The sequence below is a fragment of the Rugosimonospora africana genome, assembly GCF_016862975.1.
GTDB classification, from domain to species: domain Bacteria; phylum Actinomycetota; class Actinomycetes; order Mycobacteriales; family Micromonosporaceae; genus Rugosimonospora; species Rugosimonospora africana.
This window is the reverse complement of the sequence record NZ_BONZ01000027.1, coordinates 284946-309849: the sequence shown is the minus strand read 5'-3', so window position 1 is coordinate 309849 and position 24904 is coordinate 284946. Positions and strand designations below refer to the sequence as shown.

The window sequence follows — 24904 nt, the reverse complement described above, 5'->3', positions numbered from 1 at the left end:
CCGGCACCGGCCCCGCCGCAGCGCGGCGACCCAGCCAACACCGCCACAGCACAGCGACCCAGCCAGCTCAGCAGTCGGCCGTGTCGATCCAGGACACGCGGTGCGCCTCCGTTGGATCCGGTGTCTCCCAGCGGGAGACGAGCCGGTCGACGACCGCGTCGGGTACCGGATGCTCGCGTGCCCGGTTGCGCGCCCGCAGCACCGGCGGCGGCGCCTCCAGCGCCACCAGGTCGACCCGGCCCCGGTAGTCGGCCACCAGGCCGACGCACTGCTCACGCAGCCGGCGCGAGACGTTGGTGGCGTTCCACACGAACGACCGTCCGGCGCGCAGGTGCTCCCTGGCCAGCCGGTGCGCCGCCGCGACGACCGGGCGCTGATCGTCAGTCGGCGCCACGCGAAGCTCGGCGCGCAACCCGTCCAGGCTGACCACCGGCTGATCCGCCCGGTGCCGGGCGATCCAGGTGTCCTTGCCGGCACCGGGCAGCCCGGACAGCACCGTCACGGTCAGCCGGGTGTCGTCGTAGGCGGCGTAGTCGGGATCGCGGCCGGGAGTTCGGAAGTACCAGAACCGGGAATGGTCCGACGCGAACCGCCGCGGGGTGTCGAGGCAGCCCCGTTCCGCGCAGTACTCGCGGAACAGCCCGATGTTCTCCATCACCTCGGCGGCGTCGCCGCAGGTCCGGCCGAGGATGTCGGCGGTCGCCAGCAGTGCCAGGTCGTCGTTGCGGGCCAACAGGCTGACCCGGAACACGATGCGGTCCAGATCCGGGCGCTCCAACGCCCAGAACGGCACCTGATGGTGGCGCACCAACGCGGCCACGTACTCGCGCCAGGCCACCGGCGCGCCCAACTCCCACAACACCCGGCGGGCGATCAGGTCACCCCGGCGCGAGTGGCCGTGCGCGGTGACCCGCCCATCCGGTTCCAACTGGGTACAGTCCGGCTTCGCCGCGTCGTGCAGGAGTACCGCGGCGAACAGCCGGACCCGGTCGGACTCGGCACGGGCGCGCCACTCGGGGAGCGCGGCCAGCGCTTCGCACGCCATCCGGGTGTGTGTGGCGACGTCCCCCTCGGCGTGGTGAACCGGATCCTGTGCCACACCGGCGAGCCGGCGTACCCAGGCGAACTCGCGGACGATGTCCGACCATCGCACGGTCCAGTCCGGCGGATCCGGGGACAGCCGTTCGAAGCACGACCACTCAAACGACTTCATACATCACCGCCGGGTCGGCGAGTTGGTTGGGCACGATCGTACGGTCCAGCCAATGGCTGCCCGAGTCGAGCACCGTGGTGAGGAAGCCCGACCGTACCCACTTGTACCGGCCGGCGACCCGGCCGTCCTCCTCCACCTTGAGGTACAGACCCTCCATGTCGTCGGACCGGTCGGTCTCGGCGACCACTCGCTCCGGGTCGGCTCCGCTCGCGGTGGCCGCCTCGACGAGCGCTTCCCGCCACCTGCCGGTCCGGCACGTCGACGGACCGACGAGCGCGACCAGTTCCGCGAGGTCGGTGAACACTCCGGTACGCAGCACCGGCACCGAGCGCACCGGCGTACCCGCCAGCAGTTCGCCGCGCCGCCGCGTCGACAGGAACTCGCCGGACCGCCGGTCGAGCACGTCGAACTCACAGAAGTAGTGCGGCAGCGCGTCGTAGAACACGGTGTGCTTGGCGTACAACCATTCGCCGTACATCACGTACCGGTCGCCAAGCCTCGGCCAGAGCGCGCCGGCAACCGTCGCGGCCCACGCCTTGAACGGTCCGAACTGCCGTTCCCGGGGCCCGCCGTCCAGGTAGTGTCCGCGCGACTGAAGCCGAAGCTCGCCGCTCGCGGTGAAGCTGACCGCGGCGTTCGCTCCGTCGAGCTTCTCCTCCACCGTCAGGAACCGCCCCGCGATGTCCCGAAACGGGACGGCAGCCAGGTCGTGGTCGCCCGGCTGAAGCCGGGAACCCTCCAGGTGCGCGGTCCGCGGATACTTGACGAGCATGCCCAATGTTGTAGCCGATTCCCCATAGCGTCCGCGAACGCATTCCCATCAACCTAGTGCCGTTCAATACGCTTGCCGGGTCCGGTTCAATGGACACATGCGTCCGTCCTTCACCGCACCGGCCACGCTGCGTCCCGGAGACCGGGTGGCCGTGGTCTCCCCCTCGTTCGCCGCACCCGGACGGTTCCCGGCGGTTCACGAGCGCGCCATGACCCGACTGCGCGACGAGTTCGCGCTGAAACCGGTGGAGTACCCGACGACGCGGCGGGTCGGCGCCGACCCGCGGGACCGGGCTGCGGATCTCATGGCCGCATACCGCGACCCGGACATCCGAGCGGTACTGGCCACCATCGGCGGGGACGACCAGCTGACCGTGCTGCCGCACCTCGATCCGGCCGCGTTCACCGCGGATCCCAAGCCGTACTTCGGGTACAGCGACAACACCAACCTGCTCAACTGGCTGTGGAACCAGGGCATCGCGGCGTGGCACGGTGGCTCGACGATGGTGCACCTCGGCCGCCCCGGCGGTCTGCACCCGGAGTCGGCGGCGTCACTGCGTGCCGCGCTGTTCGGTGGCGGGGACGTCGAGCTGCGGCCGGCCGACGCGTTCAGCGAGGACGAGGGCGACTGGAACGATCCCGCGTCCCTGGAGGTCGAGGCGCCCACGCTGCCCGGCCCCGGCTGGCACTGGCACCAGCCCGACCGGGTCGTCACGGCACCGACCTGGGGCGGCAATCTGGAGATCCTGCACTGGAACCTGGCGGCGAACCGGTGGATCCGGCCGGTCGAGGACTACGCCGGCTGCGTGCTGCTCATCGAGACTTCCGAGGAAATGCCGGCCGCCGAGGAGGTCTTCCGCATGCTGCGCAACGCCGGGGAGCGCGGTCTGCTGGCCCAGTTTCCCGCGGTACTGGTCGGGCTGGCCAAGGCCAGCAGCATCGACCGGCCTACCGCGCGGCAGGATCGCGACCGGTACCGGGAGGAGCAGCGGGCAGCGGTGCTCCGCGCGCTGGCCGACTACAACCCGACCGCGATGGCGGTGTTCGACGTCGACTTCGGGCACACCGATCCCCAGTGGGTGCTGCCCTACGGCGGGAGCCTCACCGTCGACGGTCCCGGCCGCCGCATCGTCGCCCACTATCCGGACAACCGCGGCCGGTAGCGCGACCGGTGAATGAGCCTCAACCTCGCGGTGGCCGGTTCGCTGGTGCTGTACAAGCTCGCCGGGCTGTTGTGAGCGCTGGCCTGTTGTGAGCGCTGGGCTGCGGTAAGCGCCGGGCTCTCGTAACCGCCGGCTGGTGTGACCCGACTTGGCGCAAATCGGTGTCCAGCGGCGGGATACCCTACCGGCGGTGCCTCGAACCGCGTGACCGGAGGAGTCGATGCTGAGATGACGGCAGGGCGACCGATGCCTACACAGGACGACGTGCTCGGGTACTTCGACACGCTGTCGAACTGGGGGCGGTGGGGCGACGACGACGAGCTCGGGACCCTGAACCACATCACCGACGACGTCCGGCTGGCGGCGGCGCGGGCCGTGCGCCACGGCAGGAGCGTGTCGTGCGCGTGGGAGGTCGCCGTACCGGAAGAGATGGAGCGGTCGACAACGACGTGCCCGTGCGCCGCCGACATGCCGGGTGCCGAGAACATGCCGGTGCCCGCGTTCCACAACGACCGGCGCTGGGGCTTTTCGTCCGAGCGGCTCGGCATCACGTTCCACGGCAACACCCTCACCCACGTCGACTCGCCGTGCCACATCTTCTGGGACGGCACGATGTACAACGGGCGGTCGCACTCGTTGGTCGACGCCGCAACGGGATCGGCGTGGGCGGCCGTCACGGCGGCGGCGAATGGCATCATCACGCGTGGTGTCCTGCTGGACATTGCGAGGGTCCGCGACGTGCCGTGGTTGGAACCGGGGCAAGGTGTGTTTCCCGATGATCTCGAGGAGGCCGAGCGTCGCCAGGGAGTGCGGGTGCGATCCGGCGATGCGGTACTCCTGCGGACAGGCTATGGCCGCTTCCGGCACGAGGCCGGTGAGGCCAGTGGCTTCACGCAGGCCGGCTGGCACGCGTCCTGCCTGCCGTGGCTGCGTGAACGGGGGGTAGCGCTGATCGGCGCTGACACCCCCCAGGACGTTCAGCCGTCGGGGTACGAAGACGTGTTGATGCCGGTTCACGCCGTGAGCCTGGTCGCGATGGGTCTGTGGCTGCTCGACAACTGCGATCTGGAGGTGTGCGCGACGACGGCTGCCGAGCTCGGCCAGTGGGACTTCCAGCTCGCGGTCGCGCCGGTTCGCTTCGCCGGTACGTCCGGCAGCCCGGTCAATCCGATCGCCACATTCTGACCGCGGTTCACGGTGGCGAGGTACCCCGCCACGATTGCGGCCGCCACGATTCCTTCACAAAGCTTGGGGCGAGCGCGGCGGGGCCGGCCTCCGGTTGTCGGTGTCGAGAACCCGGCGCACTCGGAGCGCGTACAAGGATCCGGTCGCGTCGAGCCCGGAGCGGCGCGGGCCACGCCCGCTTAGCCGTCCTAGGACAATAGGTCTCCGGTCCACGCGACCGCTCGCCGCCCCCACCACAGCCGGGTATCCGAATTGCCCGAAGAATCCTTTATGCGGCTTTTGTTACTAAAAGCCTGACCATTCGTTGATCCCAGCGTGAGTGCTCCTCAAACCCCAGCGACCGGGCAGTCCCCAGCCACTAGGCCATCCCCCACGACCGGCCAAGCCCCAACGACCGGCCAAGCCCCAACGACCGGGCAAGCCCCAACGACCGGGCAAGCCCCAATGACGGGGCAACCCCCCGCGACGCGGCAAACCTCAGCGACGACCGGGCAAACGCCAGCGACCGGGCACACCCCAGCGACCGGGATCCGACCGCCGCGCCCCCGGCTGGCCTGCGCGGCGCTGACCGTCGCGGCCATCGCCGCGTTCGGTCCGTACACCCCGCTCGCCGGTATTCGTGCCGAACAGGTGGTCGTCTACGGACTCTGCGCGGTCGCGCTGGCGTCCCTGCGGTGGTGCCAGTTCCGGTTCACCCGCGCGGCCGCCCTGGTGTTCGGCCTGCTCACCGCCGAGACCCTGGTCGCGGTATTCGGAGCGCTGGTACCGGTACCCGAGCTGACCGGATTCGGCCGGGCGAGCACCCTCGCCGGCCTGGACAACCTGGCGCTGCCGCTGGCCGTACTCATCACCCTGTGGACCCTGCTGGACATGGGCGCCGACCGGAAACGGCTGCTGGCCATCGTGTGCCGGGTGGTCATCTGGGCGATGTGCCTCAACGCGGTACTCGCGTACGTGTCGCAGGCGCACGACCTGACTCCCATGCTCTCCCGGTTCTGGGACAACACCGTCGTGGAGAACACCGTCACGGACACCGTGGCCGGACGGGCGAGCCAGCTCGGGCGGTACACCGGAATCTTCAACCAACCCGCCGAAGCCGGTGAGATGTACAGCATCGCGCTGCTCGCCGCCATCTACCGCTACCGGTCCAACCTGCTCCGCTTCGCCGGTGCCAGCCTGCTCATCACCGTCGGCGGCCTGCTCACGGTCAGCAAGGTCTTCCTCCTGGTCGGCCTGCCGATCGCGGTCTGGCAGGTGCTGCGCCAGTCGCACGGGCGCGGCCGGCGGGTCGTGCTGCTCGCCGCCGCCGTCATCGCGGTCGCGGGACTCGCCCAGTCCGGCGTCGGTCCACAGTGGATCGGCGGTGACTTCCTGGCTCAGTTGCTGCGCCCCGGCACGAACGGCGACATGCTGCATCTCTACACCGGAGGCCGGCTCGGCGACTCGTCCAGCCTGCAGACCATCGTCGCGGCCGTGTTGCACGACTCCCCGTGGTTCGGGTTCGGCGCGGGTGGACTCGCCGTCCCGTACGACGACGCCTGGGTGGAGGCGCTGTGCGTCGCCGGCCTCTGCGGGGCGATCCTGTACACGATGCTGCTCGCCGTTCTGGCACTGAGCTGGTACCGCCGGAGGCTGCCGCCGGACCCCGGGCAGTCGCGGCTCGCGCAATCCCAGCTCACACAATCGAGGGTCGCGCAGCCGCAGCTCGCACAGTCGAGGCTCGCGCAGTCGCGGCTCGGCGGCGGAATCGTCCTGCTGGTCATCGGCGCGTCCGTCGGGTTGCCGGCGCTGACCGCGAACCGGGCGGCGACGATCGCGTGGCTGATGATCGGGCTGGTGCTGCTCGCTCCGCCCGGCGACACGGACGCGAACACGGGTACGGCGCCGGCCGGCGTCGGCACGATGCCGCGCGCCCGCCGCGGCACCGCCGCCACCACCGGCGGGCCGAAGGCTGATAGCGCGGAGGCCCGATAGCGCGGAGCGCGCTACGCCGCCGCTTCGCCCTGTCCGCCGGCTCCGCCCCGTGCGGCGAACGTGTCCAGCGCCCGCTGGGCGGTGTCCAGCCCACGGCGCAACTCCGTCACCGGGTCGAGACTGCGGCCGGCCGAGGCCAATCCCTTGGCGACCCAGTCGCGGATCAGATCCGACGTTGTCACCCCGCGAGCCTCTGCCAGCGCCCTGACCATGGCGTCGACGCGGGCACGTATGCACGCCGAGATCGCGCTCCGGGTTCAACGCCCCGACGAGGAACTACTCACACTTGACTTCAGATTAGGTATGGCTAACCTAACTTTGCCTAGCTGCTGATTGCTCGGCCCTTGATTTGCCCGGCCCTTGATTTGCCCAGCCCTTCACAGGACGGATCTCCCATGACCGCAAGCACCGCCCCCGTCGACGACTCCCCGGCGGCAAGCCGTACGAGCGAGCCCGGCGTACCCACCCTGCGACGGCTGCACGGAGCCGCAGTGGTCCGTGTCGTCTTCGGCATCATCTGGTCCATTGACGCCACGTTCAAATGGCTGCCCGGGTTCATTCACGGCCAGACCCTCGGCAAGGAACTCGGTGCGGCCGACGACATCCACACGCCGGTGATCCACCAGTGGATCTCGCTGTGGCACTCCGTCGGTACCGCGCAACCCACCGCTTTCGCCGTGGGTACCGCCGTCATCGAGACCCTCATCGCCGTCTGCATGATCCTCGGCCTGTTCTCCCCGGTGGTCTTCGTCGGCAGCGCCATCTTCTCGTTCGGCATCTGGTCCGCGGCCGAGGGATTCCACCTGCCCTGGACGAAGTCCGGAATCACCGACCTCGGCCCGTCGGTCGGGTACATCGCGGCCTCGCTCGCGCTCTACTTCGCCGCCGCGGGCGCGACCTGGAGCGTGGACAGTTGGCTGCGCCCCAGGCTGGGCCGGCTCGCGTGGCTCACCAGCGTGTCACCCGCACAGTTGGAGCGCGGCGCTCAGGGCTGACGGTCAGCGTTCCGCGCCCATTCACCCGTGCGCCCGGGCGGCCCGCACGTTCGCCGCCCGGGCCACCGCTTCACCGCCCGGGTCACCGGATCGACATGGCCAGGTCCTTGGGCAGGACGGACTTGACGTCCTCAAGCTGCCCACCGGTGATGTGCTGGCGCATGGCGTCCATCACGGTCTCCACCAACCGTTGTGGGCCACCCTCGACGTCGAAGGTGAACTCGCTGCGGATCCGCGCGAGAAACTCCTCCTTGTCCATTTTCATGGGTACGTCGCTGGGATCCCAACCCTCGTAATAGATCCCGCGCACCAGGGTGGGCAGCTGCCCGGCCAGTTGAGCCGATTCCCCGACCGGCAGGCGGTCGCGCAGCGCGTGCAGCACGGTCCGCAGCGCGGCGTACGACTGGTTCCGGCGGTCCTTGGGCCAGCCGTAAGCCTGTTCGATGTCGCGCAGGATGAGATTGGCCTTCTCGATCGTCGTGTCGAAGCCGGCGTATCCGGTATCCCCCATGGTTCATCTCCTCGGTCGTTTTCGTCCTCGGCCGGCCGTCGCCGCGTCCGCCCGGACACCGGGGCTATACCCAGACCGGGTCGATGGTCACCTCCGGGACCGCTCGCGACCGGTCAGATCCGCCGCCGGTACGCCCGGACGGCCAGCGGCACGAACACCGCCAGCATCACCGCCACCCAGCCCAGCGTGACCAGGATGTCGACGCCGAGGTGGCTGTCGTACGGGTGCCCCACGAGCAACCCGCGTACCGCGTCGGCCAGGTGCGACGCCGGGTTCACCCGCATCCACGCCTGCAGCCAACCAGGCACGCTGCCGATCGGGAGGAAGGCACTGGAGCCCAGGGTGAGCGGCATGATCACGGCCGTGGCCGTCACCTGCATCGCTGCCGGCGTCTTCGACACCAGGCCGAGCAACGCGCTGCCCCAGCTCAACGCGACCGCGATGGCCAGGATGAGGCCGACGGCGACGACGACCTGGACCGGACCGGTACCGATCCGGAAACCGACCACGAGACCGACCAGCAGCGCCATGCCAACCGAGACGCCCAGCAGGCACAGATCCGCCAGTACCCGGCCGAGCAGCGGCGCCGCCCGCGCGATCGGCAGGCTGCGGAACCGGTCGAACACGCCGTTGTGCAGGTCGGTGTTGAGGTTGACCCCGGTCGCGATCGTGGCCATCAGCGCCGACTGCGCGAGTACGCCGGGAAGGGCGTACAGCACGGCCGTGTGCCTGTCGCCACCGGCCGCCGCGCCGCCGAACAGGTACACGAACACGGCGACCATCAGGACCGGTTGGAGCACGTACCCGATCAGTTGGCCGGGGCTGTTCTTCAGCGGTACCAGGCTGCGCCAGGCCAGCGTGAACCCCTGTTGGGCGAGCGGCATCATGCCGGAGTCCTCTCCATCGTCGCGGCCGGTTCCTGTTGCCCGGCCGGGTCCTCGGGCGCGCCGGATGTCTTGGTCAGCGCCAGGAACACCTCGTCGAGACTGGGGTGGCGGACGGACAGCTCGGCCACCGGGATGCCGGCCTCGTCGAGCCGGCGGAACACTTCCGGGGGAAGGCTCAGGTCGGAAACGGGTACCCAGAGCACGTCCCTGCGCCGCTCCGGTTCCCGCCCGGCCAGCCCGGCCAGGATCCCGGCGACCGCCTCGCGGTGCTCCGGCCGGGCCGGCCGAACCTCCAGCCGCTGTCCGCCGACCTCGGCCTTGAGCGAGTCCGGGGTACCCGACGCCACCACCGTGCCCCGGTCGAGCACCGCGATCGCGTCGGCCAACTGGTCGGCCTCGTCCATGTACTGAGTGGTCAGCAGCACGGTCACCCCGTCGTCGGCCAGGGCTCGCACCACGTCCCAGAGTTCGACGCGGGCGTGCGGGTCCAGTCCGGTCGTCGGCTCGTCCAGGTAGATGATGCGGGGATCGCCGACCAGGCTGGCCGCCAGGTCCAGGCGGCGGCGCATGCCACCGGAGTACCCCTTGGCGCCCCGCTCCGCCGCGCCGGACAGGCCGAACCGGGCCAGCAGCGCGGCGGCCCGTGCCCAGGCGTCCGGGCGGGACATGCCGAGCAGCCGACCGATCATGAACAGGTTCTGCGCGCCGGTGAGGTTCTCGTCCACCGACGCGTACTGCCCGGTCAAGCCGATGAGCTTGCGGACCTTGTCCGGAGACCGCACCACGTCGTGGCCACCGACCCGGGCGGTACCCGCGTCGGGGCGCGCCAGAGTGGCCAGGATCCGTACCGCGGTGGTCTTGCCGGCGCCGTTGCGGCCGAGCAGGCCCAGCACCGTACCCTCGGCGGCGGCCAGGTCGACCCCGGCCAGCGCGACGGTCTCGTCGAACCGCTTGACCAGCCCCTCGGCCTCGATTGCGTATCTCATGGCACCCACGGTGCCGGGCGCCGGTCACACGGCGCTGAGCCCTCGCTGACGCCTGCTGACACCGGCCGCGCAGCGGGGCCGGGCCGGTGTCAGGGGCGGCCGGTGTCAGGGGCGGCCCGATCCCCCGTCATCAGAACGGGTTCGGGAGTCGGCTCCGACCCACCTTGATGGCGGCCAGCGCCGAGGGAAAGGCGAAGATCTCTTTACCGGGGCCACCGATCGGGCCGGCACGAGGGATCCGGTCACCCATCCGATCGGCCCACCGACGCAGCGCCTTCCAATGCCGGACGGTTTCCGACGTCGCCGGCCTACCGATTGAGCGGTAGTGGTTTCCGATCCACTCGATGGTGGACATCCCGATCGGCTCCGGCGCGGCCGTTCGTAGGTTGAGCCAGTAGACACCGGGATGTCCAGCGCCGAAGTACGGCAGCCCTCCATGGTCTACCTGCCATCCCGCCCACGGATCGGGAATCTCCCCCTCGGCTTTGCCGCGACCCGACGCGAACAGGGGAAGAGGACCCGACGGTACGTGCCACAACCCGACCCGAGCAACCGATACCCGGTCGAGGTGGGGCGCGGCTCGCCATCGACCGGTATCGACGTTGATCAGCCACGCGAGAGAGCCGTCCTGGTTGAACCGGTCGACGACAAGGTTCACGTCGTCATCCAACAAATACATGGGCAACCAGGCCATGAGTCCACCTCTCGACAGTCATCGCGCTCGACGTAGCACGGCTCCGACGTAAGCACGCGTGCACCCGCACACGGTCGAATCGGGGTCACCGGCGGGCCCGGATCAGATCCGGTCGGCCAGCCGGTCCAACAGCGGGATCGCCGCGTCCAGGCGGCGCAGCTCCGCCTCGCTGTACGACTCGTTCAGCGCGTGCATCAACCCGCTCAGCACCGCCTGCTCCCGGTCCCGCAGCAGCGCCTGGCCGGCGGCCGTGATGGCGATGACGGTCTCGCGCCCGACGGCCACCCGCAACTGCTGCGCGCGCATCACCGGATCGGGGTCGGTGTCACCGGTCATTGATGCAATCTGGCCGACTCGGGCGGGATTTTCAACACCAGCGCGGACTCGGCTGCCGCGCGCTCGGCTGCCGCGGAATCAGCCGGCGTTGGCCGGTGGGGCCGCCACCGGCCGGCGGGCGCGCAGCCGGGACACCGCCCACACCAACAGGGCCAGCACCGGTAGGGCCCCGCCGAACACCGTCACCGCCGTCCAGCCCGACTGCTGGTAGAGCGTCCCGGACACCGCCGAGGCGATCGCGCCCGCGATGAACAGCGAGCCCATGTAGACCGAGTTGATCCGGGCGCGGGCATCCGGCCGCAGCTGGTAGATCTCCTGCTGGCTGATCACCTGGTGCCCCTGGACCGCGAGGTCCAGCAGGACGGCCGCGGCGGCGAGCAGCACCAGGCTGCCCTGGCCGGCGCCGGCCGCCGCCATCGCCACCACCCCCAGGGCCAGCGCGATGCCGCTGGCGAACTGCCCGTGCCCGCGGTCGCCGAGCCAGCCGGCCAGCGGCGCCGAGGCGGCCCCGGCCGCGCCGACCAACGCGAAGATGCCGATGCCGGTCTGCGAGAGGTGGTGCCGGTCGAGCAGTTCGTACCCGATCGACGTCCAGAAGCTGCTGAACGCCGCGAACATCAGCGCCTGGCAGGCGGCCCGGCGGCGCAGCACCGGCTCGGTACGCACCAGCTGCCCCATCGACGCCAGCAGCCGAGGGTACGTGGCGGTGTGCGCCGGGCGGCGGCGCGGCAGTACCCGGACCAGGACGGCGGCGACCGCCACCATCAGTACCGCGGAGATCAGGTAGACGCTGCGCCACCCCCACTGCGCGGCGACCAGGCTGGCCAGCGTCCGGGCCAGCAGGATGCCGAGCAGCAGGCCGCTCATCACCCGGCCGACGACGCGACCGCGCTGCTCAGCCGGCGCCAGGTGGGCGGCCAGCGGGACGAGGATCTGCGCGACCACCGAGGTGAGCCCGATGAACACGGAGACCGCCAGCAGCACCCCGATGCCCGGCGCCACAGCCGCGACGACCAGAGCCGCGGCGGTGCCCAGCAGGGTGCGCGAGGCCAACGCCCGGTTCTCCAGCAGGTCGCCGAGCGGCAGCAGCAGGATCAGACCGGCGGCGTACCCGATCTGCGTCATCGTGACGATCAGCGCGGCCGTCCCCTGGCTGGCGCGCAGGCTGTGGGCGATGAAGGCGAGCAGCGGCTGTGCGTAGTACAGGTTCGCCACGGTGAGGCCGCAGGCGAACGCGAGCACCACGGTCACCAGGCGCAGGCCGCGCCCCGAGCCGTCGATGCCGGCGCGGCTTCCCACGCCGGTCCGGCCGGACTCGGCCACCGTCGCTGGCCCAGCAACCATTCCCGCCCCCTCGCGCGTCTATATTTTGAACGGTACCGTTTAGAAAATGGTCCCCACGAGCGGAAGGGGCGATCGTGACCGAGACCACCGCGCAGATCACCGCGGAAACCCCCGCGGAAACCGGCGCGGGGATCCCCGCTCGGCCGGCGCGCGGGCGTCCGCGCAGCGACCGGGCGCATCAGGCGGTCGTCGACGCCGCCGGGGATGTCCTGATGGAGCGCGGGATGGCCGGGTTCACCATGGAGGCGGTCGCCACCCGGGCCCGGGTGAGCAAGGCGACCCTCTACAAGTGGTGGCCCTCACGCAGCGCGGTGGCCATCGACGGCTTCTTCGCCCGGGTCCGCGAGTCGGTCAGCGTGCCGGAGACGGCCTCGACCGAGCAGGCGCTGCTGTTCCAGGTCGACGCCCTGCGGGAGTTGTTCGCGCACACCGCCTGCGGCCCGCTGATGCGCTCGCTGGCCGGGCAGGCCCAGAGCGACCCGGACATCGGTGACGCGCTGCGCGAACGGTGGCTCGGGCCGCGCCGGGCAGTGTCGGAGCGGATCCTGCGCGATGGCATCGCCGCCGGAGCGATCCGGGCGGACATCGACGTGGCGGTCACCCTGGACCAGCTCTTCGGGCCGCTGTACTACCGGCTGTTCTTCGGGCACGAGCCGCTGACCGCCGAGCTGGCCCGGCAACTGGTCGCCCAGGTGATGGCCGCGATCCGGGCGCCCGGCACGAGCGACTGACCGCCGGCGGGCCAGCCCAGGCGGTCTCAGGCCAGATCCGCGACCGCCTCGACGAGCCGGTCGATGTCCTGTGCGTTCGTGTACGGCGCGATGCCCGCCCGTACCGCGCCCTCGTCGCCCAGCCCGAGCCACCGGGCGCACTCGACGGCGTAGAAGCTGCCGGCCGGGGCGTTCACCTTCGAGGCGGCCAGCTGGCGGTAGATCTCGGCCGGCCGGTGGCCACGTACCGAGAACAGCACCAGCGGCGTGCGCCGCGACGCGCGGCTGTACCGGGTGAGCCCCTCGACGCCGGCCAGCCCCGCCTCCAGCCGGTCGAGCATCGCCGACTCGTGCCGGTCGACCGCCGCCATGCTCTCCCGCAGGCGAGTCGCGCGGCTGCTTTCGCTGCCCTCACCCGAAACGCTGCCTTCGTCCGGAGCCAGTCCGGCCAGGAAGTCGACCGCGGCCGTGGTGCCGGCGAGCAGCTCGTACGGCAGGGTTCCGAACTCGAACCGGTCCGGTACCGCTTCGGAGGACGGCAGCAGCTTGTCCGGGTGCAACTGCTCCAGCAGTGCCGGGGAACCGGCGAGCACCCCGAGGTGCGGACCGCAGAACTTGTACGGCGAGCACACGTAGAAGTCGGCACCCAGCGCCTCGATGTCCACCGCCGCGTGCGGCGTGAGGTGCACACCGTCCACATAGCACAGTGCGCCGACCCGGTGTGCGGCGGCGGCGATCGCCGGGATGTCCGGGCGGGTACCCAGGAGGTTCGACGCGCCGGTGACCGCGACCACCCGGGTACGGTCGGACAGCACCGCCGCGACCGACTCCACCGGAAGCTCGCCGGTGTTCCGGTCGAAGTCCGCCCAGCGCAGGGTGGCGCCGGCAGCGGCCGCGGCGTGTACCCACGGCCGGATGTTCGCGTCGTGGTCCAGCCGGGTGACCACCACCTCGTCGCCCGGGCCCCACTGCTTCGCGAGCGCCCGGGACACGTCGAAGGTCAGCTGCGTCATGCTGCGCCCGAACACCACCCCGGCCGGTTGCGCACCGAGCAGGTCGGCCATCGCCTGCCGGGCGCCGGTGACGATGTCTTCGGCCCGCCGCTCGGCGGTGGTGACCCGGCCACGGTTGGCGATGGCGGACGTGAGAGTGTCCGCGACCGCGGCCGCGACGACGTCCGGCACCTGGGATCCACCGGGCGAATCGAAGTGCGCCGCGCCCTCGACCAGTGCCGGGAAATGCGCCCGTACCGCCTCAACGTCGTACATCCGTCTGCCCACCTTCGCGCCGTCGTCCCGTGTTGTCGTCCCGTGTTGTCGTCCCGTGCCGCAGTCCCCGTGCCGCAGTCCCGGTGCCGCAGTCCCGGTGCCGCAGTCCCGTGCCTGCCCCGCACACGCTACCCGGGCCCGCCGCTGGGGCCCGGGTAGCCGATGCTGGGTAGCTGAGGCCGGGTAGCCAAGGCTGGGTAGCCGAGGCCGGGTAGCTGAGCCCGCCCACCCCCCGCTGCCGGGCGGGCTCAGTCTGGGCCGGCTCAGCGCAGGCTGATGAACCAGTCGAGGGCACGCGGGATGGACAGGATCGCCGAACCGGTGTGGTCAACCGGCCCGACGTCGGTCAACTGCGCTGTCGCGCCGTGGGAACGCAGTTGCCGCTGGCACTGCCGCGCGTTGGCGATCAGGGCGTCCCGGTCGCCGTCCGCGGCGAACAGGCGCACCGGTACCCGCGGCTGCCACTGACACGTACCGTCGCCCGCGCGCTCCGCGGCCAGCAGCGCGCCACTGGGCTGGCGAAGCCGCCGCACGTACTCCGGGGTCAACAGGTCGACCGGCGTACCGGGCAGGTTGGCGAGGATCGTCTCCTCGTCGTGGTTCCCGTCGAACAGCTGCTCCACCGTCGCGTCGTACGGCGCCCGGAACACCTCCGACGGCGAGTCGTACAGCGGGAAGAGCCGGTTCATGGCGACCGTCCAGTACGCGATGTAGAGCGTGCCGTCCACCGGATCGAGTTCGCCGTCCCCGTCGCCCGGGTGGTCGATGAGCGCGGCCAGCTCGGTGTGCTGGAGGTCGTACGGGCCGCTGATCGGCGCGAGGGCGCGCAGCCGCCAGTACGGGTCGGCGCCGCGCTGGAGCGCCTCGCCCAGCCCCATCGCCGCCGTGCCGCCCTGCGAGAACCCGGTCACCAGGACGCGCGGATCCAACTGCCGGCCCTGCCGCGTCGCCAGTGTGGCCGCGGCGCGCAGCGCGTCGAGGCTGGCGCTGACCTCCGACGCGGTGTCCATGTACGGATGGTTTCCGGCGCCGGTACCCAGGCCGAGATAGTCGGGTGCGACGGTCGCGTACCCGGCCGAGGAGAACAGTTCTGCGGCCTCCCGGTCGCCGTTGCCGGCCACCATCGAGGCGACGCCGCCCCGGTACGCCTGGGTGCCGTGCCCGTAGACGATGACCGGCAGCGGCGCGCCGGACCCGGGCAGCCGGGGCGCGGCGGTTTCGGGCAGGACGACCAGCGCGCTCGCGGTCGTGGGCCGCCCATGGGCGTCGACGGTGCGGTACTCGATCCGGTACGCGGTCACCCCGTACCGGACGTGGGTCGTGTCCCACGGGATCTGCGAGACGACCTCGGCCACCTCGGCGGCGGACAGCCGCGCGACGGGCGTGACCGACAGCAGCACACCCCGGCCTTCGACCGGCCCGGCATGAGCGCCGGCAGGGCTAGCGACGGCAGGGCCGACCGTGCTGGCGGCGACAGGGCTGGAGCCGGCCGGGTTGGCGGCGGCCGGTGCCGGGCCCGTCGGGTTCGCGAACGCGGTCGCGGGCGCGCCAACCAGCGCCGCGGCGAGCGCGACACAGGTCGCGACGCCGATGGTGCGGCGACGCAAGAGCTTCGTATTCATGCGTTGAGGATCCCGTCGGGGATGAAAGCGGACAATCCAGCCAGCCGGAGACCCCGTGGTAGGGCCAGCCCCAGCAATGCCCGCCACTCAGCGCAAACGCAGCCCAGTGAAAAACGCCGGTCAGCGCAAACGCCGCTCACGCCAACGCGACGCGGGTCAGCGCCCGACCGCGTACCCCTGCGCGCCTCGGGGGTTCGCCGCCGCCTTGAGCCATCCGCCGTCCCGCGCCACCGCGCTGACCCGGCCGAGCGACCACGGGTCGGTGACCGTCACCGCGTGACCGCGCCGGCGCAACTCCTCGACGACCTCCGCCCCGACCCGCTCCTCGACGTGCAGCCGGCCCGGCTCGGCCGTGCGCGGATAGAACGAGCTGATCATGTGCTCCGAGTGGAACTCGGGCGCGTCGACCGCCTGCTGAAGGTTGCCGGTGCCGTGCACCGCGTTGAGGAAGAAGTTCAGCGTCCACTGGTCCTGCATGTCACCGCCGGGCGTACCGAACGCCAGCCACGGCTGCCCGTCGCGCAACGCGAACGACGGGGACAGCGTGGTCCGCGGCCGGGCGCCGGGGCGCAGGCTGAGCGGCAGGCCGTCCTCGAGCCAGAACATCTGGCCACGGGTACCGAGGCAGAATCCGAGCGCCGGAATGGTCGGGCTGCTCTGGAACCAGCCGCCGCTCGGCGTCGCCGAAATCATCATTCCGCTGGCGTCGACCACGTCCACGTGACAGGTGTCGCCGCGGGTCTCGCCGTTGTTCGCGATCGTCACGTCGCCGACGCCGGCACCCGCCGGGCCACCGTCCGGGGTGGTCCAGCGGCCGGGCATCACCGGCTTCCTGCCACCCGGGTCGCCGGGCCGGTGGTCGAACGACGCGGTCGTCCCGATCAGCGCCGCCCGCCGGGCGTTGTAGCCCGGGTCGAGCAGGTCGGCAAGCGGTACGTCGGTGAAGCGCGGGTCGCCATACCACGCGTCCCGGTCGGCGAAGGCGAGCTTCGCGGCCTCGGTGACCGTGTGCACCCAGTCGGCCGACAGCGGCTCCATTTCGGCCAGGTCGGTGTGTGCCAGCAGGGCGAGCTGTTGCAGGAACACCGGACCCTGGCCCCACGGGCCGGTCTTGAAGACGGTGTAGTCGCCGTAGTCGAAGCTGGTCGCCCGCTCCACCGCCGGCTCCCAGCCGGCGATGTCCTGCGCGGTGAGCAGGCCGCGGTGCGGCCGGCCGGAGGTGTCCATGACGTCGGTACCGGCGAAGAAGTCGCCCACAGCCTCGGCGACGAAGCCGCGGTACCAGACGTCGCGGGCGGCGCGCAGCTGCCCGGCCCGGTCGGTCGCGCGGGCCTCGGCCTCGGCGACCACCCGCCGGTAGGTGGCGGCCAGTCCGGGCTGCCGCACCCGGCTGCCCGCCGCCGGTACCCGGGTGCCGGGCAACCAGGCCGCGGCGGAGGTGGGCCAGTCCCGGCGGAACATCTCCTCGACCGTGCGCAGCGCGCCCGCGGCCTGGGCCAGCAGCGGGTGCCCGGCCTCGGCCAGGTGCACCGCCGGCTCCAGGATGTCGCGCAGCGGCCAGGTGCCCCAGCGCTCGACGAGCAGGGTCCAGGCGCCGAAGGCACCCGGCACCACGGCCGGCAGCAGGCCGGTGCCCGGGATGAGGTCGAGGCCGAGTTCGTCGAACCGGCCGATGGTGGCCGCGGCGCCGGCCGTGCCCTGGCCGCAGATCACCGACACGGCACCGGCCCGCCCGTCCCAGAGCAGGATCGGGGCGTCGCCGCCCGGACCGTTGAGGTGCGGCTCCACCACCTGCAGGACGAACGCCGCGGCGGCCGCGGCGTCGGCCGCGTTGCCCCCGCGTTCGAGCACGCTCATGCCGGTACTCGACGCGAGCCAGTGGGTGCTGGCAACCATGCCGAAGTCGCCAACGAGCTCGGGTCGGGTGATCAGCATGAGCGATCCTTTCGGCGGCGCCGCCCCTGTCGCGGCGGATGCGGATGCGGTCGCGGCAATGGATGCGGCGGCGGATCCAGCACGCGTGGCACGGGAGGGGTGAGGAATCAGGGGTACGAGAAGCATAGATCCCGCACCGGGCCAAGGTCAGTGCCGGCGGCGCACGGTACCGCTATTCGGAATGGGAACCGGACTCGGGACCGGCCGGTGTGTCCGCGACGTGACCGGCCAGGGCACGCAGACCCGCCACGACGTCGCCCGCGCTCGGCGCGTGTTCCGGGTCGAGCAGCCACTGGATGCACACGCCCGACAACAGAGCGCTCTGTACCGCGCCGATGCGCCGCTCCGTCGGCTCGTCGAGCGTCTCCTCCGGTACCCCCAGCAGAGACGCGGCCAGCCCGCGGCGGCCCTCCCGCTGCGCGGCGGCCAGCAACTCACGCACCTCCGGGTTGTGTTCGGCCTCGACGAACGCCTCGACGGTGGCCAGCCACAGCGCCCGCGTGCCGGCGAAGGACGCGATCAGCTCCCGCCACATCACCTCGTACCGCTGCTGCTCGGTGACGCCGGCACCGAACGACGCGGCGACCGCCCGGCCGGTCTCCTCGCCCCACTCCTCCATCGCCTGGCTGAACGCCGCCGTCAGCAACGCCTCCCGGGAGCCGAAGTGGTAACCGATCGCCGCGTGGTTCACCCCGGCCGCGGCGGCGATGTCCCGGACCGTGGTCCGCGCCCAGCCCTTCTCCTTCAGGCACTGCACGGCCCCGGTCAGCAGGTCCTCGCGATTTCCCATGGTCGTGATCGTAGCGCACGGTCATCCAGATGGTTTATCCAGTTGGATTGACCAGATGGATAAACCGCCTCTATGGTGGTCCCACGGCAGCCCGGACGAGCCGGCGGCCGAGAACCGTTGAGGAGTCACCATGAACGGCAACACGACCGGCAACACGACCGGCAGCGCCGCCGGCGACAGGAGTGTGTTGATCTCAGGCGCGGGGATCGCCGGTCCGGCGCTCGCCTACTGGCTGCGGCGCGCGGGCTACCGCGTGACCGTGATCGAGCAGGCCGCGGCGCTGCGCGACGGCGGCAGCGCGGTCGACTTCCGCGGCGCCCAGGTGGCGGTGCTGGAGCGGATGGGCATCCTGGACGAGGTACGGGCCCGGCAGACCGGCATGGGCGCCCAGACGGTCATCGACGCGCACGGCCAGCCCATCGTGGCGCTGCCGTCCCACGTGTTCAGCGGGGAGATCGAGATCGCCCGCGGCGACCTGACCCGGATCCTGTACGACCGGACCCGCGGCGACGTCGAGTACGTCTTCGGCGACACCATCACCGCGCTGACCGAGACCCCGGACGGCGTGGAGGTCGGGTTCCGCGACCGCGCCGGGCGCACGTTCGACCTGGTCGTCGGCGCCGACGGGATGCACTCGGTGGTACGCGGGCTGGTCTTCGGCGACGAGTCGCGGTTCCGTACCGACAGCGGGTTCGCCATCGCCGGCTTCACCGCTCCGAACCGTCTCGGCCTCGACCACACAGGGCTGATCTACAACGAGCCCGGCCGGGCCGTCATGGTCGGCAGCGCCCGCGACTCGTCCATCGCCGACGTGGGCTTCGTGTTCGCCACGCCGCCGCTGGAGTACGACCGTCGCGATCTAGAGCGGCAGAAGCAGATCGTCGCGGACGCGTTCGCCGGCGCCGGATGGCGGACGCCCGACCTGATCGCGCTGATGCGCGAGGCGGCCGACCTGTACTTCGACCCGATCGGGCCAGATCGCGCTGGACCGCTACTCGCAGGGGCGGGTGGCACTGCTCGGCGACGCCGCCTGGGGCGCCGGGCCGGGCGGTGGCGGCACCGGCCTGGCGATGAGCGGGGCGTACACCCTCGCCGGCGAACTGGTCGCCGCGGGCGGCGACCACCGGACCGCGTTCGCCCAGTACGAGCAGCAGATGCGACCCGGGGTGGCGGCCAGCCAGAAGCAGGCCAAGGAGGCCGGTCCGTTCCTGGCGCCGCTGACCGAGAAGAAGTTGCGCCAGCGCAACCGCGCCTACCGGTTCCTGTCGAAGCGGCTCGTGGCCGGCGTCTTCGTCCGGCTCACCGAGAGGTCGGCGAATGCCCTGAAGCTCAAGCAGTACACCTGAACCGTCAGCGCTCCTGGCGGCCGTATGCCAGGTCGCTGGCCAGGACGGCGGCGCCCACGACACCGGCGCGCGGACCCAGCTCGGACATGACGATCGGCAGGTTCCCGGTGGCCAGGGGCAACGACCGCCGGTACACGACACTGCGGATCTCGGCGAGCAGGACGTGCCCCAGCCCGGCCAGCCCGCCGCCGACGACGATCATGGACGGGTTGATGAAGCTGACCAGGCCGGCCAGCACCGTACCCACCTGGTGGCCGCCGTCCCGGATCAGCCGCACGCAGGTCGCGTCCCCCTCGGCCGCGCCGTCGGCCACGTCCTGCGCGCTCACCGGGCTCCCCGCGGCGAGCCGCTCGGCAAGCGCGGGCGAGGTACCCGCCCGCGCGGCGGCGAGCGCGTCACGGGTCAGCGCCGCGCCACTGAACACCGCCTCCAGGCACCCCACGTTGCCGCACGCGCAGACCTGGCCGTGCCCGTCCAACTGGATGTGCCCGATGTCGCCGGCGCAGCCGTCGGTCCCCCGGTACACCTCGCCGCCGAGGTAGATACCGCAGCCGATGCCCGTACCGAGCTTGAGGAACAGCAGGTTGTCCACCGAGTGGGCCACGCCGCCGTGGCGCTCACCGATGGCCATGATGTTCACGTCGTTGTCGACGACGACCGGGCAGGCGTGCTCGCGGGCAAGCACGTCACGCACCGGGTACCGGTCCCAGCCCGGCATGATCGGCGGGGAGACGGGCACCCCGTCGCGGTAGCTGACCGGGCCGGGCACCCCGATGCCGATCGCCTGCAGCCGCTGGTACGCACCGTCGGCCTTGAGCTTCGCCAGGATCTCGCCGAGCCGCTGGAGCACCGCCTTGGGTCCGGAGCGGATCTCCGCCGGCTCGGAGTAGCCGGCCACCGGTTCCAGCCGCCCGTCGGTGATCTCCACGTCGATCGAGGACGCGCCCAGGTCGACGGCGGCGAACCGCAGGTCGGGAGATAGTTCGACCAGGGTGGAGCGCCGGCCGCCGCGGGAGGCCGCCGGCCCGGCCTCGCGGACCAGGCCGGCCGCGATCAACGCGTCGATCTCGCCGAGAACCCGGGCGCGCGGGTCGCCCAACTGCCCGGCCAGTTCGGCCCGGGACGTCGCGCCGCGGTCGCGCAGCAGGCAGAGCAGGTGGTACGGCAGCGGACCGGCCGCGGGCGGCGGTACGGATGCAACCATCGGGCGCTCCCGTTCGGGTGATGCGGACTCGGGCGGATATGGCTCGGGCGGACGTGACTCGGATGCTGCGGGCTCGGCGACTCAGTCGTCGAGGAAGATCAGAAGTTCGGCGCTCGGCATCAAAAGTACCGGTCAGTACGCCTAAAGGCAGGCAGCAGGGCAGCACCACGGCGACACCGCGGCCACGACACCGCGCCTAATGAGCGACATTTCGCCCCTTACGCCCTGTAATAGGAATATTCGGGGCAGAATGGGAGCTACGCACAAAAAGGTTCGCATCTCCCCGATTCTCGTTCCTCCACCACGCCGTGCCCGCCAGCGCGGTGCGGCACCTCGGATTCCGGTTCGCCGCCATCGAGCCCACGAGGCCCGCCTTGGAGGTGGATCTTGTTACCCGAACGAAGAGGAGAATCCATGCGAAGACCCGCGTTGTACCTCGCCGGCCTGGGCGTCATGCTCGCCGTCGGGGTTCCGACCATGCTGGTGTCCGCGCCACGGGCATCGGCCGAAGCCGCCAAACCGGCGGCACAGATCCCGTTCTGGGCGAACCCGGGCCAGCCGAACGAACCCCAGCTCGCGCCGATGCCCACCGTCTCACCCAACGCGCTGCCCACCGTCACCCAGGCGGAGGTCATCAGCCGGGCGCAGACGTGGCTGCACGCGAGCCGTGGGGGGCCGCAGCCGTACTCGGTGTCGCGGACCCTCCAGGGGTACCGCACCGACTGCTCCGGCTACGTGTCGATGGCCTTCGGCTGGGCGAAGCCTGGGTACGTCACCTCGGAGATGGCTCAGCGCTCCATGACGACGCCGATCGACAAGAGCCAGCTCGTCCAGGCCGACCTGCTCATCAACCCGGGCATCGGCGCGGCCGGCCACGTGGTGATCTTCGACCACTGGGCCGACACGGCGCACACCAGCTACTGGGGATACGAGCAGAGCGGCGACGGCGGTACCCACTACCGCCAGATTCCCTATCCCTACTTCGACGGCTACCAGATGTCGCCGTACCGGTACAACCGCCTGATCATCGGCCCGGTCACCCACCCGAACGGCGACTACGACGGGGACGGCAAGACCGACCAGGCGCTGTTCCGGCCATCGACGGGTACCTGGTACATCCGGTACAGCTCGGACCAGTCGGTCGAGGTGCTGAACTGGGGCCAGAAGGGCGACATCCCGGTACCCGGTGACTACGACGGAGACGGCAAGACCGACGAGGCGCTGTACCGCAACGGCACGTGGTACATCCGCAACAGCTCCGACCACAGCGTCACCGTCCTTGCCTGGGGTACCGGCGGCGACATCCCGGTTCCCGCCGACTACGACGGGGACGGGCGGGCCGATCCCGCCCTGTACCGCTCCTCCACCAGTGCCTGGTACGTCCGCCGGAGCAGCAACTCCACGGTGATGAAGGTGGTGTGGGGGCAACCGGGCGACATCCCGGTGCCCGGCGACTACGACGGCGACGACAGAACCGACGAGGCTCTGTACCGGCCGTCGTCGAGCGCCTGGTACATCCGCTACAGCTCGGACCCGACCCGGATCGCCCCGGAGGTCTGGGGCGTCACCGGCGACCTGCCGATCCAGGCGGACTACGACGGCGACGGCAAGACCGACCAGGCGCTGTACCGGCCGTCGACGGGCACCTGGTATGCCCGTTACAGCGCGACCCACACCGCCTCGATGCTCGGCTGGGGCGCGAGCACGGACCTGCCGGTGCCGGGAGACTACGACGGCGACGGCAAGACAGATCAGGCGTTGTACCGCTCGCCGATGGGCACCTGGTATACGCGGTACAGCTCCAACTTCGCCACCTCGACCCTCGGCTGGGGGCTGAACGGCGACGTTCCGACCATATAACGACCGACCGACACAACGACCGGTCCGCGACACGACCGATCCGCATCACGATCGGTCTGCGAGACAACCGATCCGCGACACGGCCCCGCTCCGGCTACCCGCCGGAGCGGGGCTCGCCGTCGTGGCCGGCGGCTTCCCCGGGACTCGCGGCTTGCCCGGGGCTCGCGGCGAGTTCGCGGTGCGGCGGATGCTTCACCTGCCTCCACCGGTCGTACACCGCGACCGCGACGACCACGGCCGCGGCCATCCCGGACAGGGCCGTCGGGGGCACCACCGGTGCCACCGCCGCCAGTGCCCCGAGCAACGCGACGGCACCCAGGCGCGCCGGGGAGAGCAGATTGAACACCGACTTCTTGAACAGCGCATGACCGATCAGGAACAGCGCCGGCCCGGCCAGCACGGTGACCGTGGTCGCCGTGTTCGGGGGGCCACCGGGGTGCGCGATGACCAGGTCGTCGCCGACCGCGGACACGATGACGCCGGCGATGATGGGCAACTGGAAGTACGTGTACGCCGAGCGACCCAGCCGTCCCGGGTCCGAGACGCTGCCGATCACCCGGGTCGCCGCCTCGGCGAAGCGGTCGAAGTAGATCCACCACAGCGCCACACTGCCGGCGAACACGACCACGAACGCGCCGAGCACCGCCGGATGTTCCGGCAGGGCGTCGAACGCGGTCCCGGCGACCAGCACCGACTCGCCGAGCGCGACGAGAACGAACTGCTGGTACCGGGCGGCCAGGTGCTCGCCGCTGATCTGCCAGTCCCCGGGGCCGGAGCGCCCCAACCCGGGCACGTAGAAGCCCAGCGGTGCGGCGGCGTACTCGATGACGACGCCGACCGCCCACACCCCGGTCCGGGCCGACTCGTGCACCAGGCCGCCGGCGATCCACAGTGCCGCGGCGACGACCTTCCAGACCATGAACCGCTGGAAGTTGCGCCGCAACCGGGAGCCCCGCGCCAGGCGTGCCACGGCGAAGCCGGTACGCCCCAGCTGAATGGCCGCGTACGCTCCGGCGAACCACAGGCCCCGCCCGCCGTACGCGTCGGTGAGCGTCCCGGACAGGACCAGGCTGAGCATCATGACCACCAGCAGCATGAGGCGCACGCTCGACTGGTTCGGATCGAACCAGTTGGTGGTCCACGCGGTGTCGGTCCAGGCCCACCAGACCGCGAGCAGCAGCAGCGTGGTGTGCACCGCGCCGCGCCAGGTCAGGTCCTCGCGCAGCAGTCGGGTCAGCTGCGTCACGGCGAGCACGTAGACCAGGTCGAAGAACAGCTCGGTCGGGGTGACCTGGGTGGCGGTGCCCGGTACCCGCAGGCCATGACCCTCGCCGCTTGGCGCTGCCATCCCCACTCCGCCCGATCCGCCACCGCACTCGTGGCCGCGATCACCGGACAGTGGCGCGCCCGAGGGTGGATACGCCGGATGTTATCGGCCGAGCGGCGCCCTGACCGCCGTTCCGGCGCGCTTGCTCGCCGCGCTGGCTCAACCGGCGATGGCGCTCCGGTTCGGAATCGGCCGCGTCAGGATCGGCCGCGTCAGGATCGGCCGCGTCAGGATCGGCCGCGTCAGGGATCGGCCGCGGTGTCAGAATTGACCGCGGTGTCAGGCTCGCTGCTGGCGCCAGGCCTCGACGACCCCGTCGACGTCGAAGTCCGGCAGCACGACCGAAGGGCCGTCGGCCAGTCCCCGCCGGGCCCGGCGGATGCGCTCGTTGAGATCGGTGACGAACTCCCGGACCGCGGATTCGGTGGGCTTCTTCGCGACCGTGCGCATCAGGTCCTCGGCCTCCCTGCGCAGCCGCAGGGTGGTGGGCAGCACGCCGGTGATGTTCTCCCGCCGTACCCAGTCCTTGACCCACCAGTTCTCGTCGTAGGACTCGCCGTATCCGGGCAGCGGCTTGCCCATGCCGGGCAGGTCGTCGAAGTCGCCGCGCTCCTGCGCTTCCCGGATCTGACGGTCGACGGGCGATTCGTACGGACTCGACACGAAGGTGAACCTCCTCGGGGCGACGACTGGTCTGGGTCGCGGTGCGGCACAGAGGCGCCGCGGACGCGCCGAGCCAGACCAGTCGGAATGGCACCGTCTTCAAGGGTACGTCGAGGCCCC

General features: G+C 71.3%; 23 protein-coding genes and 1 pseudogene. 8 read left to right on the top strand and 16 right to left on the bottom strand.

What is annotated here, in order from left to right; all coding sequences use genetic code 11:
- Positions 1-67: 67 nt before the first annotated feature.
- Positions 68-1213 (bottom strand): AAA family ATPase, encoded by a 1146-nt coding sequence (locus Raf01_RS14935; RefSeq protein ID WP_203918439.1) that lies wholly within the window; start codon positions 1211-1213, stop codon positions 68-70.
- A complete protein-coding gene (locus Raf01_RS14930; RefSeq protein ID WP_203918438.1) occupies positions 1200-1985 on the bottom strand; it encodes an RNA ligase family protein in 786 nt (261 codons plus the stop codon). Before Raf01_RS14930 ends, Raf01_RS14935 begins: the two co-directional genes overlap by 14 nt.
- A gap of 97 nt (positions 1986-2082) precedes the next feature.
- On the opposite strand from Raf01_RS14930, the gene Raf01_RS14925 reads away from it, so the two are divergent.
- From Raf01_RS14925 to Raf01_RS14915, 3 genes are all read left to right on the top strand, one after another.
- Complete coding sequence (locus Raf01_RS14925; protein ID WP_203918437.1) at positions 2083-3147, top strand: S66 peptidase family protein; 1065 nt, start codon at positions 2083-2085, stop codon at positions 3145-3147.
- A gap of 246 nt (positions 3148-3393) precedes the next feature.
- Entirely contained in the window at positions 3394-4332 is a 939-nt protein-coding gene (locus Raf01_RS14920) for a cyclase family protein (protein WP_203918436.1), read from the top strand.
- 444 nt (positions 4333-4776) lie between these two features.
- Complete coding sequence (locus Raf01_RS14915) at positions 4777-6306, top strand: hypothetical protein (RefSeq protein ID WP_203918435.1); 1530 nt, start codon at positions 4777-4779, stop codon at positions 6304-6306.
- A gap of 11 nt (positions 6307-6317) precedes the next feature.
- Here Raf01_RS14915 and Raf01_RS14910 read toward each other — a convergent pair whose 3' ends face one another.
- The gene (locus Raf01_RS14910; protein WP_203918434.1) at positions 6318-6488 is read right to left on the bottom strand and encodes a hypothetical protein; all 171 of its coding nucleotides are present in this window, start codon (positions 6486-6488) and stop codon (positions 6318-6320) included.
- 213 nt (positions 6489-6701) lie between these two features.
- On the opposite strand from Raf01_RS14910, the gene Raf01_RS14905 reads away from it, so the two are divergent.
- The gene (locus Raf01_RS14905) at positions 6702-7301 is read left to right on the top strand and encodes a DoxX family protein (protein ID WP_203918433.1); all 600 of its coding nucleotides are present in this window, start codon (positions 6702-6704) and stop codon (positions 7299-7301) included.
- 82 nt (positions 7302-7383) lie between these two features.
- On the opposite strand, the gene Raf01_RS14900 is transcribed toward Raf01_RS14905, so the two are convergent.
- From Raf01_RS14900 to Raf01_RS14875, 6 genes are all read right to left on the bottom strand, one after another.
- Positions 7384-7812, bottom strand: coding sequence for a DUF2267 domain-containing protein (locus tag Raf01_RS14900; RefSeq protein ID WP_203918432.1), 429 nt, complete (start codon positions 7810-7812; stop codon positions 7384-7386).
- 113 nt (positions 7813-7925) lie between these two features.
- Positions 7926-8699: an ABC transporter permease gene (locus Raf01_RS14895; RefSeq protein WP_203918431.1), complete on the bottom strand. Its 774-nt coding sequence runs from the start codon at positions 8697-8699 to the stop codon at positions 7926-7928.
- Positions 8696-9685, bottom strand: a complete 990-nt coding sequence (locus Raf01_RS14890; RefSeq protein WP_203918430.1) for an ATP-binding cassette domain-containing protein — start codon at positions 9683-9685, stop codon at positions 8696-8698. The genes Raf01_RS14895 and Raf01_RS14890 overlap by 4 nt, the downstream gene beginning before the upstream one ends.
- A gap of 130 nt (positions 9686-9815) precedes the next feature.
- Complete coding sequence (locus Raf01_RS14885) at positions 9816-10379, bottom strand: hypothetical protein (protein WP_203918429.1); 564 nt, start codon at positions 10377-10379, stop codon at positions 9816-9818.
- A gap of 102 nt (positions 10380-10481) precedes the next feature.
- The gene (locus tag Raf01_RS14880; protein ID WP_203918428.1) at positions 10482-10715 is read right to left on the bottom strand and encodes a hypothetical protein; all 234 of its coding nucleotides are present in this window, start codon (positions 10713-10715) and stop codon (positions 10482-10484) included.
- A gap of 78 nt (positions 10716-10793) precedes the next feature.
- The gene (locus tag Raf01_RS14875) at positions 10794-12059 is read right to left on the bottom strand and encodes an MFS transporter (protein WP_203918427.1); all 1266 of its coding nucleotides are present in this window, start codon (positions 12057-12059) and stop codon (positions 10794-10796) included.
- A 74-nt stretch (positions 12060-12133) separates the two neighbouring features.
- Here Raf01_RS14875 and Raf01_RS14870 point away from each other — a divergent pair, with 74 nt between their 5' ends.
- Complete coding sequence (locus Raf01_RS14870) at positions 12134-12790, top strand: TetR/AcrR family transcriptional regulator (RefSeq protein ID WP_203918426.1); 657 nt, start codon at positions 12134-12136, stop codon at positions 12788-12790.
- 26 nt (positions 12791-12816) lie between these two features.
- Here the strand turns inward: Raf01_RS14870 and Raf01_RS14865 are convergent, their stop codons facing one another.
- The 4 genes from Raf01_RS14865 to Raf01_RS14850 form a co-directional block, all read right to left on the bottom strand.
- Positions 12817-14037 (bottom strand): cysteine desulfurase-like protein, encoded by a 1221-nt coding sequence (locus Raf01_RS14865; RefSeq protein WP_203918425.1) that lies wholly within the window; start codon positions 14035-14037, stop codon positions 12817-12819.
- Between the two features lie 263 nt (positions 14038-14300).
- Positions 14301-15659, bottom strand: a complete 1359-nt coding sequence (locus tag Raf01_RS14860; RefSeq protein ID WP_203918424.1) for an alpha/beta hydrolase family protein — start codon at positions 15657-15659, stop codon at positions 14301-14303.
- A gap of 156 nt (positions 15660-15815) precedes the next feature.
- Entirely contained in the window at positions 15816-17594 is a 1779-nt protein-coding gene (locus tag Raf01_RS14855) for a gamma-glutamyltransferase family protein (protein ID WP_203918423.1), read from the bottom strand.
- A gap of 172 nt (positions 17595-17766) precedes the next feature.
- The gene (locus Raf01_RS14850) at positions 17767-18384 is read right to left on the bottom strand and encodes a TetR/AcrR family transcriptional regulator (protein ID WP_203918422.1); all 618 of its coding nucleotides are present in this window, start codon (positions 18382-18384) and stop codon (positions 17767-17769) included.
- Positions 18385-18514: 130 nt separating this feature from the next.
- Between Raf01_RS14850 and Raf01_RS50805 the strand changes: the two are divergent.
- Positions 18515-19162 (top strand): annotated as a pseudogene (locus Raf01_RS50805) (FAD-dependent monooxygenase); the annotation flags it as partial.
- 229 nt (positions 19163-19391) lie between these two features.
- Positions 19392-19730, top strand: a complete 339-nt coding sequence (locus Raf01_RS49555) for a Rossmann-fold NAD(P)-binding domain-containing protein (protein WP_239133616.1) — start codon at positions 19392-19394, stop codon at positions 19728-19730.
- Between the two features lie 4 nt (positions 19731-19734).
- On the opposite strand, the gene Raf01_RS14840 is transcribed toward Raf01_RS49555, so the two are convergent.
- Positions 19735-20934, bottom strand: a complete 1200-nt coding sequence (locus tag Raf01_RS14840; protein WP_203918421.1) for an ROK family transcriptional regulator — start codon at positions 20932-20934, stop codon at positions 19735-19737.
- 414 nt (positions 20935-21348) lie between these two features.
- Between Raf01_RS14840 and Raf01_RS14835 the strand changes: the two genes are divergently transcribed.
- On the top strand, positions 21349-22794 hold the full coding sequence (locus tag Raf01_RS14835; RefSeq protein ID WP_203918420.1) for an FG-GAP repeat domain-containing protein: 1446 nt from the start codon (positions 21349-21351) through the stop codon (positions 22792-22794).
- 94 nt (positions 22795-22888) lie between these two features.
- Here the strand turns inward: Raf01_RS14835 and Raf01_RS14830 are convergent, their stop codons facing one another.
- Both Raf01_RS14830 and Raf01_RS14825 read right to left on the bottom strand, forming a co-directional pair.
- Positions 22889-24142 (bottom strand): low temperature requirement protein A, encoded by a 1254-nt coding sequence (locus tag Raf01_RS14830; RefSeq protein WP_203918419.1) that lies wholly within the window; start codon positions 24140-24142, stop codon positions 22889-22891.
- 258 nt (positions 24143-24400) lie between these two features.
- Complete coding sequence (locus Raf01_RS14825; RefSeq protein ID WP_203918418.1) at positions 24401-24784, bottom strand: DnaJ family domain-containing protein; 384 nt, start codon at positions 24782-24784, stop codon at positions 24401-24403.
- Positions 24785-24904 lie beyond the last annotated feature (120 nt).

Excerpts from the sequence above, each read along its gene's own strand:
- Raf01_RS14930 (WP_203918438.1), bottom strand. The coding sequence starts at position 1,985 with ATGCTCGTCAAGTATCCGCGGACCGCGCACCTGGAGGGTTCCCGGCTT.
- Raf01_RS14915 (WP_203918435.1), top strand. The coding sequence starts at position 4,777 with ATGACGGGGCAACCCCCCGCGACGCGGCAAACCTCAGCGACGACCGGG.
- Raf01_RS14830 (WP_203918419.1), bottom strand. The coding sequence starts at position 24,142 with ATGGCAGCGCCAAGCGGCGAGGGTCATGGCCTGCGGGTACCGGGCACC.
- Raf01_RS14840 (WP_203918421.1), bottom strand. The coding sequence starts at position 20,934 with ATGGTTGCATCCGTACCGCCGCCCGCGGCCGGTCCGCTGCCGTACCAC.
- Raf01_RS14860 (WP_203918424.1), bottom strand. The coding sequence starts at position 15,659 with ATGAATACGAAGCTCTTGCGTCGCCGCACCATCGGCGTCGCGACCTGT.
- Raf01_RS14935 (WP_203918439.1), bottom strand. The coding sequence starts at position 1,213 with ATGAAGTCGTTTGAGTGGTCGTGCTTCGAACGGCTGTCCCCGGATCCG.
- Raf01_RS14925 (WP_203918437.1), top strand. The coding sequence starts at position 2,083 with ATGCGTCCGTCCTTCACCGCACCGGCCACGCTGCGTCCCGGAGACCGG.
- Raf01_RS14890 (WP_203918430.1), bottom strand. The coding sequence starts at position 9,685 with ATGAGATACGCAATCGAGGCCGAGGGGCTGGTCAAGCGGTTCGACGAG.
- Raf01_RS14885 (WP_203918429.1), bottom strand. The coding sequence starts at position 10,379 with ATGGCCTGGTTGCCCATGTATTTGTTGGATGACGACGTGAACCTTGTC.
- Raf01_RS14905 (WP_203918433.1), top strand. The coding sequence starts at position 6,702 with ATGACCGCAAGCACCGCCCCCGTCGACGACTCCCCGGCGGCAAGCCGT.
- Raf01_RS14855 (WP_203918423.1), bottom strand. The coding sequence starts at position 17,594 with ATGCTGATCACCCGACCCGAGCTCGTTGGCGACTTCGGCATGGTTGCC.
- Raf01_RS14865 (WP_203918425.1), bottom strand. The coding sequence starts at position 14,037 with ATGTACGACGTTGAGGCGGTACGGGCGCATTTCCCGGCACTGGTCGAG.
- Raf01_RS14875 (WP_203918427.1), bottom strand. The coding sequence starts at position 12,059 with ATGGTTGCTGGGCCAGCGACGGTGGCCGAGTCCGGCCGGACCGGCGTG.
- Raf01_RS14900 (WP_203918432.1), bottom strand. The coding sequence starts at position 7,812 with ATGGGGGATACCGGATACGCCGGCTTCGACACGACGATCGAGAAGGCC.
- Raf01_RS14835 (WP_203918420.1), top strand. The coding sequence starts at position 21,349 with ATGCGAAGACCCGCGTTGTACCTCGCCGGCCTGGGCGTCATGCTCGCC.
- Raf01_RS14895 (WP_203918431.1), bottom strand. The coding sequence starts at position 8,699 with ATGATGCCGCTCGCCCAACAGGGGTTCACGCTGGCCTGGCGCAGCCTG.
- Raf01_RS14850 (WP_203918422.1), bottom strand. The coding sequence starts at position 18,384 with ATGGGAAATCGCGAGGACCTGCTGACCGGGGCCGTGCAGTGCCTGAAG.
- Raf01_RS14920 (WP_203918436.1), top strand. The coding sequence starts at position 3,394 with ATGCCTACACAGGACGACGTGCTCGGGTACTTCGACACGCTGTCGAAC.
- Raf01_RS14880 (WP_203918428.1), bottom strand. The coding sequence starts at position 10,715 with ATGACCGGTGACACCGACCCCGATCCGGTGATGCGCGCGCAGCAGTTG.